The organism is Lentzea sp. NPDC051838 (genome assembly GCF_040681245.1).
Taxonomy (GTDB): domain Bacteria; phylum Actinomycetota; class Actinomycetes; order Mycobacteriales; family Pseudonocardiaceae; genus Lentzea.
In genome coordinates this window covers 24,880-36,534 of record NZ_JBFAYI010000050.1, presented here as the reverse complement: position 1 = coordinate 36,534, position 11,655 = coordinate 24,880, and the positions used below count along the sequence as shown (strand labels likewise).

Annotated in this window: 13 protein-coding genes; 2 read left to right on the top strand and 11 right to left on the bottom strand. The window is 67.3% G+C overall.

Annotated features, from left to right (window positions below):
• Positions 1–215 precede the first annotated feature (215 nt).
• From AB0M24_RS45800 to AB0M24_RS45775, 6 genes are all read right to left on the bottom strand, one after another.
• Positions 216–1,682 carry a GGDEF domain-containing protein gene (locus tag AB0M24_RS45800; protein WP_363781139.1) on the bottom strand — a complete coding sequence of 489 codons (1,467 nt, stop codon included), beginning with the start codon at positions 1,680–1,682 and terminating at the stop codon, positions 216–218.
• 211 nt (positions 1,683–1,893) lie between these two features.
• The gene (locus AB0M24_RS45795; protein ID WP_363781137.1) at positions 1,894–3,117 is read right to left on the bottom strand and encodes an MFS transporter; all 1,224 of its coding nucleotides are present in this window, start codon (positions 3,115–3,117) and stop codon (positions 1,894–1,896) included.
• Positions 3,118–3,685: 568 nt separating this feature from the next.
• On the bottom strand, positions 3,686–4,657 hold the full coding sequence (gene rlmB, locus AB0M24_RS45790) for a 23S rRNA (guanosine(2251)-2'-O)-methyltransferase RlmB (RefSeq protein ID WP_363781135.1): 972 nt from the start codon (positions 4,655–4,657) through the stop codon (positions 3,686–3,688).
• Positions 4,658–4,662: 5 nt separating this feature from the next.
• Positions 4,663–6,057, bottom strand: coding sequence for a cysteine--tRNA ligase (cysS, locus tag AB0M24_RS45785; RefSeq protein WP_363781133.1), 1,395 nt, complete (start codon positions 6,055–6,057; stop codon positions 4,663–4,665).
• Complete coding sequence (locus AB0M24_RS45780) at positions 6,054–6,677, bottom strand: HAD-IA family hydrolase (RefSeq protein ID WP_363781131.1); 624 nt, start codon at positions 6,675–6,677, stop codon at positions 6,054–6,056. Before AB0M24_RS45780 ends, cysS begins: the two co-directional genes overlap by 4 nt.
• 25 nt (positions 6,678–6,702) lie before the next feature.
• Positions 6,703–7,647, bottom strand: a complete 945-nt coding sequence (locus AB0M24_RS45775; RefSeq protein ID WP_363781129.1) for a TIR domain-containing protein — start codon at positions 7,645–7,647, stop codon at positions 6,703–6,705.
• 53 nt (positions 7,648–7,700) lie between these two features.
• On the opposite strand from AB0M24_RS45775, the gene AB0M24_RS45770 reads away from it, so the two are divergent.
• The gene (locus tag AB0M24_RS45770; protein ID WP_363781127.1) at positions 7,701–7,982 is read left to right on the top strand and encodes a DUF6191 domain-containing protein; all 282 of its coding nucleotides are present in this window, start codon (positions 7,701–7,703) and stop codon (positions 7,980–7,982) included.
• Here AB0M24_RS45770 and AB0M24_RS45765 read toward each other — a convergent pair.
• Genes AB0M24_RS45765 through AB0M24_RS45750 form a run of 4 tightly spaced genes read right to left on the bottom strand, consistent with a single transcriptional unit; the run spans position 7,979 to position 10,049 of the window.
• A complete protein-coding gene (locus AB0M24_RS45765) occupies positions 7,979–8,371 on the bottom strand; it encodes a PPOX class F420-dependent oxidoreductase (RefSeq protein ID WP_363781125.1) in 393 nt (130 codons plus the stop codon). The genes AB0M24_RS45770 and AB0M24_RS45765 overlap by 4 nt on opposite strands.
• The gene (gene ispF, locus AB0M24_RS45760; RefSeq protein WP_363781123.1) at positions 8,335–8,829 is read right to left on the bottom strand and encodes a 2-C-methyl-D-erythritol 2,4-cyclodiphosphate synthase; all 495 of its coding nucleotides are present in this window, start codon (positions 8,827–8,829) and stop codon (positions 8,335–8,337) included. The genes AB0M24_RS45765 and ispF overlap by 37 nt, the downstream gene beginning before the upstream one ends.
• The gene (ispD, locus tag AB0M24_RS45755) at positions 8,826–9,518 is read right to left on the bottom strand and encodes a 2-C-methyl-D-erythritol 4-phosphate cytidylyltransferase (RefSeq protein WP_363781121.1); all 693 of its coding nucleotides are present in this window, start codon (positions 9,516–9,518) and stop codon (positions 8,826–8,828) included. Before ispD ends, ispF begins: the two co-directional genes overlap by 4 nt.
• Before the next feature lie 42 nt (positions 9,519–9,560).
• Complete coding sequence (locus AB0M24_RS45750) at positions 9,561–10,049, bottom strand: CarD family transcriptional regulator (RefSeq protein WP_012782996.1); 489 nt, start codon at positions 10,047–10,049, stop codon at positions 9,561–9,563.
• A gap of 230 nt (positions 10,050–10,279) precedes the next feature.
• Between AB0M24_RS45750 and AB0M24_RS45745 the strand changes: the two genes are divergently transcribed.
• The gene (locus tag AB0M24_RS45745) at positions 10,280–11,047 is read left to right on the top strand and encodes a hypothetical protein (RefSeq protein WP_363781119.1); all 768 of its coding nucleotides are present in this window, start codon (positions 10,280–10,282) and stop codon (positions 11,045–11,047) included.
• Positions 11,048–11,108: 61 nt separating this feature from the next.
• Here the strand turns inward: AB0M24_RS45745 and AB0M24_RS45740 are convergent, their stop codons facing one another.
• Positions 11,109–11,546 carry a hypothetical protein gene (locus AB0M24_RS45740; protein ID WP_363781117.1) on the bottom strand — a complete coding sequence of 146 codons (438 nt, stop codon included), beginning with the start codon at positions 11,544–11,546 and terminating at the stop codon, positions 11,109–11,111.
• Positions 11,547–11,655: the final 109 nt, after the last annotated feature.

The window sequence follows — 11,655 nt, the reverse complement described above, 5'->3', positions numbered from 1 at the left end:
AAAAGCGTGTCGACTTGACCCAACCCCTCTGGCGCGGCCAACGATCAGCCACGACTCGTGACGGGACCCACCCCACCTGTCGTTTCTTGGCTAAAGGCAGCTCGGCTTCGCCTTCGCCTTGGCTCGCCTGCGGCATCGCCTGTATGTCAGACCCGGTCTGTACGTTGGGTCGCGGGGGAGCTTCTGCCTTGGGGGACCCCTGCGTGAGCCTGCTGTCAGGCCGTGCGGGAGGTGATCGGCTTGGTGATGTCGTCTTGGCGCGGGGCTGGCATCAGGCGCGGCGGGATGTCCAAGCCCGCTACGCGGACCTGGTTGCGGCCGTTTTCCTTTGCCTTGTAGAGCGCTGCGTCTGCCGAGTGTTGGGCCGTGGCCATGTCCGGGCCGTTGTCCGGGATGACCGCTACGCCGATCGAGGCGGAGATTGCCTGCAGGCTCGCGCCTTCTGGTTCTGGGGGCTGGATCTCTCGGCCGTAGAGCGTGACCACGTTGCGGTGCTTGTCGGTGGTGGGGACGGCCAGGGAGCCGATGGCTTCGCGGATGCGTTCGGCGATGGTCACGCCTTGGGCCACCGGGGTGTCCTTCAAAGCGACTACGAATTCCTCGCCGCCGTCTCGGCCTGCTACGTCGCCCGGGCGGAGCTTTTCGCGGAGGATTCTGCCGACTTCGGCCAGGACTGCGTTGCCTGCTGGGTGGCCCCAGGTGTCGTTGATGCGCTTGAAGTGGTCGAGGTCGATGACGAGGACGGTCATCGGTTCGCCGTCGATTCGGCAGCGCTCGGCCAGGCGGCCTGCGTATTCGGTCAGGCCGTTGGTGTTGAGGAGGCCGGTTCGGTAGTCGGTGTGGGCGTCGGCGGCCAGGCGTTGGTGGAGCTGTTCCTGTTCGCGGAGCAGGCGTTCCAGGTGGGCTCGGCGTTCGCCTGCGCGGGACAGCAGGGCGTTCACGAGGATGACCGGGACGACCAGCAGTAGAGGGCCTACCCAGTGGGAGGTCATGAGCATGCCGAGCATGGCGCCTGCGCCGAGGGTGCTCATCTCGAGCATGTTGTCGACTTTGGAGCCGAGGAAGTCGAGGACCTTCGAGTTCGGGGTGACGATTTTGAACGCCACGGCGACGGTCATCACCTGGACGAACCAGTAGAGGACTGCGGTGATGGCCAGGACCAGGACGAGGCCCAGGTCGGTTGGGACGTTTCCGGTGGCTGCCAGGGAGACACCCGAGAGGTGGACGAGCGCCCACGAGAGCAGGGTGGAGGCGAGCATGGAGGCGGTGCCGAAGACGAAGCGGTACGGCTGGCGGCGGGCGATCGGCTGGATCAGGATGCGCATCCAGATCGTGGCTATCACCGCCAGGCCGCCTGGTAGGGCCACGGCTGCGGCGAAGGTCCAGACCGAGGTCAGGTCGATGTGGGGGCCTGAGGCCTCGTTGCGCCGGGCCTCTTCTGCTCGGCGGACGATGGTCAGGTGAATGGTGATCGCGGCGATGAGTGCGCCGAAGCGGAGCCAGTCGGAGGGCGAGACCGAGGTCAGCTTCGTCAGCAGCCAGATGGAGGCGGTCGCTACGGCCGCTTCGAGCACGAAAAAGTACGCGATCGCACTAGGCGCAACGGTCCAAAGGTCCCAGTTGCGAATCGGAGTCAAGCCGAGTGCCCGCGATCGCCTGCGATCAGTCAAACTGTTCTTCACCACGACCCCCTACGCTCATGGCACATCATGAGCAAAGCCGCCGCTGACCAGGTCGTAGACCTACCGCGCTGCTGCTCGTCGCAACGAGGAGGTGCCTCCCATGTGCAACCGTGACTTCTGACGCCGCCTCTCTCTTCGCGACCCGACTTCAATCGCACCTAGATCATCAGGTGCCTCTAGTACGGATATCGCTAATGGTGACCGTTCTGTTTCAGATTGCCACCGCCTTCGTGTCGTTGCGACCGCGTGCGCGTCGCCAGGCGATGGTGGCTTGAGTCGCCAGGAGCAGTCCGATACCGCCCGCTCCCGCGATCGTGGCCGTGATCGAGCCGAGCGAATGGGCGACGACACCGGCCAGCGCCATTCCTCCGCCTTGGCTCGAGCGCAACGCCGCACGGCCAATGCCATAAGCCCTTCCGCGGTACTGGTCCGGTAGCAGCCGCATCCAGGCTGAACGAGCAGGCGTGTGATAAGCCCCGCCTATACCGGCAATCACCAGCAAAACGATCGTCCAGGTCAGGTTCGGGCTGAACGCGAACATGATCAACGGCGCCAGCGACAGGATCGCGAGGGGGCCGATCAGGCGTTCGCGCTTCGCCGGATCTCGCACGAGACGGAAGAGCAGCGCCACACCCAGCACGTTCGCCGCGGGTTCGATGGCGAGGATCAGGCCTACCGCCCAGACGGCGTTGAGGCTGGCCGCCAGTGGGACCGCGAGTCCTTCAGGGACCATCGCGAGGCCCGCGAGGAGGCGGACGCCCAGCAGAGTCCTCAATCGCGGCTCGGAGACCATAAGGGTCAGTGCGCCGCGTGGTTCGTCGTCCTTCTTCTTGCGGCCCAGGGGGTCCGCGGCCGGGCGGTGCTTCACGGACACCTGCACCAAGATCGCCAGGAGGGCGAACGTGCCGGCGTTGATCGAGAGCGCCACGGCCGGGTTGGTGTGGGCGACGAGGAAGCCCGCGGCGGCTAGGCCGGCCATCTGAGCTATGTCGACGGACGTGCCGAAGAGCGCCACGCCGTCGTCGTAGCGCTTCGGCGGGAGCACATGAGGGAGGCTCGCCTCCTGGGCCGCGAGGTACGGCGAGGAGATCGCCAGCACCGCCACGAGCAGCACGATCATGGCCCAGAGCGGCATGCCGGGAATGGCCATCGCGGCCATGAGCACAGCCTGCAACCACGCCGTCGTCACCATTACCGTGCGTCGCGGGAACCGGTCGGCGACCCAGCCGAGCAACGGGCCCGAAATCAGCGGCGGGAAGAGCGTCAGCGACCACGTGAGAGCGGTCCAGGCTGCGGATTGTGTTCGTTCGAATACGAGCAGTGACAATGCAACTGCCGCGAGCTGGTCACCGGCTGTCGATACGGTCGAACCGATCCACATGGCGCGGAACTCACGCAAACCCACGAGCTCGCGGAGAGCGCCGCGGGTCGTCATGCGGCTCCTCGGCGGACCGCGCCCCGCGCGCGGCGAATCAGCACGTCCTGATTCGCTCTACGCCGAGTCACGTCGCCCCCGCCGGTGGTAATCAATTTCTATCGACAATCACGGTAGAAGCTGCCTGACCGTTCAACGTCTGTCCTACCACAGTGTGTACCTAAACGGAGCAGGCCAGTTACCTAAAGTAGTTACAATAGCGAAACGTAGAGCTGATCTTCTTCACAGTTGACCTCGGGTTCGCCTGATTGGACCCCAAATGGTCACAGTCCGTGTCAACCGGTGCCAAACGGGTGTCACCTGCTCGGCCAACCGGTGCAACCTGCTCCGACTCCTGCCGTCAGAACCGGCAATAAGCGAACGGAGGAGAAGGTACCCGCGCTCGGGAGCGTCGCGGAATAGGCCACGCCGTTTGTCATGACAGTCACCCGCACACATCTGGCAACTGTGGAGATCACGGTTTCCTGCCCGCGTTGTCTAAACCGGTTTTGCGGGCAGGAAACGATCACTAACGTCGGCTAATGGATGCGGTTAGCGTCACGAACTGGCAGTTAACGTCAGGTGAGGGTCAGCCCTTGGCCGCGATACGACGACGGCGCGCGACCTCGGCCAGCACGACACCGGCAGCGACGGACGCGTTGAGCGACTCGACGCCCGTGGCCATCGGGATCGACACGGTCTGGTCGCAGGTCTCCTTCACCAGGCGACCCAGGCCGCGGCCCTCGGAGCCCACCACGACGACCAGCGGGCCGGTCGCGAGGTCCAGGCCGTCGACGTCCACGTCGCCGTCCGCGTCGAGGCCCACGATCATCAGACCGGCCTCTGCCCAGTCGCGCAGCGTGCGGGTGAGGTTCGTGGCCATCGCGATCGGCAGCTTGGCCGCCGTGCCCGCGCTCGTCCGCCACGCCACCGCCGTCATCGACGCACTGCGCCGCTGCGGCAGCACCACGCCGTGCGCGCCGAACGCCGCGGCCGAGCGCACGACGGCACCCAGGTTGCGCGGGTCCGTCACGCCGTCCAGGGCCACCAGCAACGGCGGCTGGCCGGCACGCTGAGCGAGCTCGAGCAGCTCATCGGGTGACGCGTACTCGAACGGGGGAACCTGCAGGCCGAGGCCCTGGTGCATCGCGCCGCCGGTGATCCGGTCGAGCTCGCCGCGGGCCACCTCCAGCACGGAGATGCCCCGGTCCGCCGCCAGCCGCACGGCTTCCTGCACGCGGTCGTCCGCGTCGATGCCGAGCGCCACGTACAGCGCCGTCGCCGGCGTGCCCGCGCGCAGGCACTCGACGACCGGGTTGCGACCCGCGACCGTCTCGGCCTGGGCCTTCTCGGTCTTCTGGCGCCGCTGCGACTTCACCGCCTCGGTCTTCGCGACCACCTTGGCCCGCTTGTACGCGGGGTGGTTCGGGCGGTCCGACGCCTTGGGGGTCGGACCCTTGCCCTGCAGGCCCTTGGACTTCTGTCCGCCGGAGCCGACGACCGCGCCCTTCTTCGAGCCCGGATTGCGCATCGCGCCCTTGCGCTTGGAGTTGCCAGCCACGGAAGTCAGTCGTCCTTCAAAGTCCACTGCGGACCGTCGGGGGTGTCCTCGACGGCGATGCCCGCCTCCAGGAGCTGGTCGCGCAACGCGTCAGAACGTGCGAAATCCCTGCTCTTGCGGGCTTCCTGGCGCTCGACGAGCAGCCGATCAACCAGCGTGGTCAGCGCCTGCCGCATGCCGAGATCGGCCGCGGAGACGTCGTTCCACTTCGGCGACAAAGGGTCGACGCCGAGGATGTCGGCCATCCGGCGCACGCACTCGGCCGCCTCGCGGGCCTTGTCGTGGTCGCCGTCGGCGAGTGCCGTGTTGCCCTGGCGCACCTTGTTGTGCAGTGCCGCCACGGCCTGGGGGGTGTTCAGGTCGTTGTCCATCGCAACGACGAAGTCCGGGCACATGTCGCCCCGGAGCTCGATCGGCCCGACCCGCTCGGTGGTGCGGCGCAGGAACGACTCGATGCGCCCGTAGGACGTCACCGCCTCCTGCAACGCCTCTTCCGAGTACTCGATGTGCGAGCGGTAGTGCGGGGAGACCAGGTAGTACCGCAGCTCCTGGGCGCGGACCTTGTCCAGCATCACCGGGATGGACACGGTGTTGCCGAGCGACTTGGCCATCTTCTCGCCGGACAGCGTCACCCAGTAGTTGTGCATCCAGTAGTTGGCGAAGCCGTCACCGGCCGCGCGCGACTGGGCCTGCTCGTTCTCGTGGTGCGGGAAGATCAGGTCGAGCCCGCCGCCGTGGATGTCGAACGTGCTGCCGAGGTACGTCGTGGCCATCGCCGAGCACTCGAGGTGCCAGCCGGGCCTGCCGTTGCCCCACGGCGTGGGCCAGCTCGGCTCACCGGGCTTCGCGGCCTTCCACAGCGTGAAGTCGCGCGGGTCGCGCTTGCCGCGCACCGCCGTCTCGCCCTGTTCGACGCTGTCGAGCTTCTGCCCGGACAGCGCGCCGTACTCGGGGAACGAGCGCACGTCGAAGTAGACGTCGCCGTCGACGTCGTACGCGTGGCCCTTGTCGATCAGGCGCTGCATGAGCTCGACCATCTGCGTGATGTGGCCGGTCGCCCGCGGCGCGTACGACGGGGGCAGGCAGCCCAGCGCGTCGTACGCCTCCTCGAAGGCGCGCTCGTGCGTGTACGCCCACTCCCACCACGGCCGGTCGTGCTCAGCGGCCTTGGTGAGGATCTTGTCGTCGATGTCGGTGACGTTGCGGACCAGCGTGACGTCGGCACCGTCGCGGGCGAGCCAGCGGCGGAGGACGTCGAAGTTCAGGCCGCTGCGGACGTGCCCGATGTGCGGCACGCCCTGCACGGTCGCCCCACACACGTAGATCGACGCCGTTCCGTTGACCTGCGGGTGGAACTCCCGCATGGACCGGCTCGCCGTGTCGTAGATGTGGAGGCTCACACGGGAATGGTACGGGCCACATCCAAAAGAGCGTCCGGGCGGTCACTCGTCGGAACCGGGTTGACGAGCCGGAAGGAGCAGCCGATGGCCTCGGCTCCGCCGTCCGCCTCCTCGCTGTCGCCGACCATTACTGCGTTGCGGGGATCGACACCGAGCCGTTCGCACGCCGTGGTGAAGATCTTCGGGTCCGGCTTGATCACGCCTTCCTCGTAGGAGAGCACGAACTCGTCCACGAGGTGCGTGAGCCCGAACCGCTCGAACACCGGGCGGATGTCCCAGCCGATGTTGCTCACGACCGCGACCGGGATGTCGGCGAGGTGCTCCAGCGCCGCCTTCGTGTCCGGGTACGGCTGCCACGACTCGGCGTCGATCAGCTGGTCGTAGAGCGCCTCGGCGTTGGGCACGAGGGCGTCGTTGAGCACCTTCACGTGCACCCAGCGGTGGACGTCCGGGTCGAGGTCGCGGCTGTGCCACGCGTCGGCGAGCGCGGGGTCCATGCCGTCCGAGATGCCGACGGGGGCGGTGAGCGCACGCATCAGGTCCGCGTTGGACGCCAGCTCGGGGTGCTCGAGCCGGAAGAGCGTGCCGGAGAAGTCGAAGAGCGCGGCGTGGATCGTCACGCTCCCGACTCTACGTTCTCTTCGGTTAGGTGGTCTGGACCTTTGTGAGCTCGGCCTCGACGGCCGACGGGTCGTAGGAGAGGTGCAGCTGCAGGTCGCCCGCACCGCGTTCGCTGGCGGCCGCGAACGCCTGGACGAACTCCTCGATCTGCGACAGCGGCTCGTTCGCGAGCTGCGCGGCCGTCTGGAAGAGCGTGGCGAACCGGGCCGGCGTCGGCGTGCCGCGCAGGTCGGCCGACCAGTCGAGGAGCCTCTCGTACTCCTCCACGAAGCGGTTGGCGAGCTGCCGGATCCGCTCCTTGTCGCCGGGACGGCCGGCCGGGCCGAACGCCCACTGCTGCTTGCCGGGCGAGAGCAGCTCCACGATGCCGTTGACGATCTTGTCGAACACCTGGGACCGCGTCATGAAGTGGTCGAGCGCCTCGGTGTCCGTGGTCAGCGCGCGCTTGGGCGAGGAGAGACCCAGCTCGTGCTCGGTGCGCTTCTTCTCCAGCCTGCGCATGTGCATCGTGACGTTGTCCGAGAACAGCTGGTACTCCCAGCCCGGCTGCGGCCCGTCGACCTTGGTGCCGACCTTCTGGGCGATCATCTGGGCCAGCTCGCGCGGGGTGCGGTTGCGCAGGTCGATGAAGCCGGTGCCGACGCGCAGCGCGGGCACCACCGTGTCGTCGAAGCGCACGGGCAGCACGTACTCGGTGTCGTCGACCATGGCGCGGTCGAACGCGGACTGCCGCTCGTGCTTGGTCCACATCTTCCGCACGTAGGCCTCGGAGATGAACATCACGCAGTACCGCGAGTCGTGGCGGTAGATCTGGTCGAGGTGCTCGACCAGGTTCTTGCCCCAGAGATCGGCCTGCTCGTCGGTGTCGTAGAAGCGGGAGACGCCTAGGTCGGTCAGGTGGCGGGCCACCTCTTCGACGTAGTCGCGGTTTTCGCCGGCGAAGGAGAGGCACACGTCGTACTTGGGCACCTCGGGGAGCTTAGTGGCGGGAACCACAGCCTCCGCGCGGGAGTTGTCCAGGTATGAGCCTGGGGTTCCTTTTCGCGATGTCGTTACCGGCGTTGGTGGCGGCCCTCTTCGTGCTCGCGACGGTCGAACGGTTCGTGCGCCGCAAGGGCAGCGGCACCCCTCTCGCGACCGCGGGCATCGGTGAGCTCGGCGCGACGTTCGAGGCGGGCAAGCGCGAGGAGCTGGAGTTCCGCAAGGAGGAGCGGCAGCTGCGCGACGAGGAAGGGGATGGCGCGCCGCCGCGAAGCCACGTGGACCTCGACGGCGGCAGGGCCGTGTTGAAGCTGCCGGACTAGAGGTTGCCGGTGGTCTTGGCGACCTTGACACGGACGACCACGCGCACGTTGTCGGTGCCGACGTCACCCTTGTAGTCGTCGCCTGTGTACTTGTTCGCCAGCTCGTCGATCAGCTCGCGCCCGCCCTCGCTCGTCAGCGAGGCTTCGCCGCGGAACTCCGTGTAGCTGTACGGGTTGTTCTTGTCGATGACGGTGATGCTCACCCGCGGGTCGCGCTTGAGGTGACGTTCCTTGGCCCGGCCGATGGTGGTGGAGAACAGCACGTCGTCGCCGTCGCGCTTGACCCACACCACCGAGGTCTGCGGGCTGCCGTCCTTGGTCAGCGTCGCGACGGTGCCGTAGTTAGCGCTGTCTAGGAGGCTGCGCTGGGGTTCTGAAAGGGTGGCCATGGCTCGAGCAACGCCGTGGCGATCGCCGCGATTCCCTCGTTCCGGCCCGTGAGACCGAGACCATCGGTCGTCGTGCCGGCGACCGAGACGGGGCCGCCGACGGCCTCGGAAAGCGTTTTCTGGGCCTCGTCGCGGCGCTTGCCGATGCGCGGCTCGTTGCCGATGACCTGCACTGTGGCGTTTCCCACACGGAAGCCGGCCTCCTCGATGAGGCGGCGGACCTCGGTGAGGAGAACCACTCCGTGCGCGCCCGACCAGCGCGGGTCCGAGGTGCCGAACACAGCGCCCAGGTCGCCCAGGCCCGCTGCGGACAGCAGGGCGTCGCACAGCGCGTGCGAGGCCACGTCGCCGTCGGAGTGCCCCGCACAGCCGTCGACGCCTTCCCACAGCAGTCCGGCGATCCAGCACTCACGACCGGCTTCGATCGGGTGGACGTCGACGCCCTGGCCGATTCTCACGGTTGCTCTCCTGCGAACAGCGCCTCGGCGACCGCGAGGTCGAACGGCGTGGTGATCTTCATGGCGTGCGCGTGTCCGGGAACCGTGTGGACCTCGCCGCCGTTTTTCTCTACGAGACCTGCGTCATCAGTCGCGGCAATACCGGAGCAATAGGCCGCTTTGAGAGTCTCGGCGCGGAAACCCTGCGGGGTCTGGACGACCCGCAGACCGGCCCGGTCAGGTGTGGAGACGACTACTCCGACCTCGTCCACCTGCTTGATCGTGTCGGCGACCGGAAGAACCGGGATGACGGCGTCGTGCCCCTCGCGCACCGCGGCGACGACGTCGGCGATGACCTGGGGAGGAGTGAAGGCACGGGCAGCGTCGTGCACCAGCACGATCGTGGTGTCCGGAATCACGCTGAGCGCGTGTTCGAGGGCGAGTCGCACCGAGTCGGTGCGTTCGGCACCCCCTGAAAGCACGTGCACCGCCCCGCCGGCCGGGGCCAGCGAGGCGGTTGCGGTGTGCACTTGGTCCACATCGGACGGTGGAGCGGCGATGACGACGTGCTGAACCTGGCCTGACGCGAACAGACCTTGAACCGCACGAGTCAACAGCGGTACCCCGTTGACCGGCACGAGCGCCTTGGGCATCCCGTAGCCCAGACGCTCACCCCGCCCTGCCGCAGGAACGAGCGCGACAACACTCATCTCGCGGCGTTATCCGATGCTCTGTGTGTTTTGTTTGGAAAACTACGACGCGGTGGCGAGAACTTCGTCGAGAAGAACCTCGGCCTTGTCCTCGTCAGTACCTTCGGCCAGCGCCAGCTCGCTGACCAGTATCTGCCGCGCCTTCGCCAGCATCCGCTTCTCGCCGGCGGACAACCCGCGATCCTTCTCACGCCGCCAGAGGTCGCGCACCACTTCCGCAACCTTGTTCACGTCGCCGGAGGCGAGCTTCTCAAGGTTGGCCTTGTACCGCCGAGACCAGTTGGTCGGCTCCTCGGTGTGGGGAGCACGCAAGACCTCGAAAACCTTGTCGAGCCCTTCCTGGCCGACAACGTCACGCACGCCTACGATTTCGGCGTTGTCAGCGGGAACCCGAACGGTGAGGTCGCCCTGCGCCACCTTGAGAACGAGGTACTTCTTCTCCTCGCCCTTGATCACGCGGGTCTCGATTGCTTCGATGAGAGCGGCACCGTGGTGCGGGTAGACGACGGTCTCTCCGACCTTGAAAACCATGTGTCCTCTGCCCCTTTCGATGCCTCCATCCTAACACGTCCGGCAAGGCCGCGAACGCCGCTCGATGATCCGTTAGTGCTGGTCAGGGCCATGCGGGGGGTTGACAAACCACCTGTTCGCGTGCAAGGTACGACTCACTGAAGATCGATTGGCACCACGTCGCGTCCCCTTTTCGGGTCCCGGTTAGGCTCCTTGCCTGGTGGTTGTTCCCTAGGAAGGACGCTGGAGCCGTGAACTCAGGAGTGTCTCGCCGGTTGATCGTGACGGCAGCGCTGGCCGCGGGCCTCGGCCTGGTGGCGGTCGGCTGCAGCGCCGGTCAGATCACCCAGACCGACACCCAGGTCGCCGCCGTGGACGGTGCGAGCGGAAACGCGGGCCCGATCGCGGTGCGCAACGTGCTGCTGGCGTTCCCGCCGGACGGCAACCGGTACCACAAGGACGACGACGTCCCGCTGACGTTCGTCATCGCGAACACGGGTGAGAACCCGGACAAGCTGCTGTCGATCAAGTCCGACGCGTCCGACGCCGAGGCCGAGGTCGTGGGCGGCAAGGAGATCCCGTCGCGGTACGCGCTGCAGGCCGAGTACGACGCCTCGAAGGCGCCGACGAAGACCTCCGCGCCGTCGTCCTCCGCGCACTCGTCGTCGGTCGCGCCGACCTCGGGCTCGGTGCCGCCGTCCTCCGGTGTGCCGTCCTCGACCGGTGGCAACCCGTCGTCGACGACCGGCACGCCGACCTCCGGGTCCGGCACGCCGTCGTCCGGTGTGGCGTCGGGCTCGTCGTCGGTGAAGCCGACCTCGTCGTCCGCCGCGATTCCCGCCGACCTCGAGGTGCTGCACGTCCGCTGCGCGCTGAAGAAGGTCAACCGCGACATCGTGGCCGCGCAGACGGTCAAGATCACGTTCCTCTTCGAGAAGGCCGGCTCGGTCACGCTCGACGTGCCGATCGCGCCGTCGGAGCACAAGCGCGTGAGCGAAGGCCACGAGTCCGGCCACTGAGTTCGGACACGCCGAAACGCCGCTCCCACTTCGTGAGGGGGCGGCGTTTCGCGTTGGTGGGTCAGGCCTTGAGCATCGGGCGGAACTTGTCGCGGTAGGCCCACGCCAGGCCGATCTCGGCGGCGACGACGAGCAGTGCCGTGACGATGCCGCTCGGCTCCAGGAAGACGTGGAACAGGAAGATGTTCACGACCATCGGGGCCAGCAGCGCGAGCGCCAGCGGCACGAAGCGACCGGTGATCAGCAGCAGTCCGGCGAGGAGCTGGACGCCGGACGCGAGCTGCAGCATGTAGCCGGTCGCGAAGAGGGCGGCGCTGAACGCCACACCTTCGGGTGCCATCGTGCTGGGGTCCGGGGCGGGCATGAAGAGCAGGAAGCCGTTGAGGCCGGTGGTGGCGAAGAGCAGGCCGGTGAGCACGCGGGTGACGATGGTGGCGTAGCGGCCGACGGCGAACTTGCGGTTCTGGGTCCCAGAAGTGGGCGCTGCTGCGGTGGTCACTGTGTCCTCCAGGCTGGTTTTGTCCTTCCACTGATGCGTCGAACGGGCTCCGGGGCGGATCGACAACCCGCTGAAGATTTTTTGTCGGGGGTGTCCTCTAACGTTCGGG

Excerpts from the sequence above, each read along its gene's own strand:
- AB0M24_RS45765 (WP_363781125.1), bottom strand. The coding sequence starts at position 8,371 with ATGGCCACCCTTTCAGAACCCCAGCGCAGCCTCCTAGACAGCGCTAAC.
- ispD (WP_363781121.1), bottom strand. The coding sequence starts at position 9,518 with ATGAGTGTTGTCGCGCTCGTTCCTGCGGCAGGGCGGGGTGAGCGTCTG.
- AB0M24_RS45750 (WP_012782996.1), bottom strand. The coding sequence starts at position 10,049 with ATGGTTTTCAAGGTCGGAGAGACCGTCGTCTACCCGCACCACGGTGCC.
- AB0M24_RS45770 (WP_363781127.1), top strand. The coding sequence starts at position 7,701 with ATGAGCCTGGGGTTCCTTTTCGCGATGTCGTTACCGGCGTTGGTGGCG.
- AB0M24_RS45795 (WP_363781137.1), bottom strand. The coding sequence starts at position 3,117 with ATGACGACCCGCGGCGCTCTCCGCGAGCTCGTGGGTTTGCGTGAGTTC.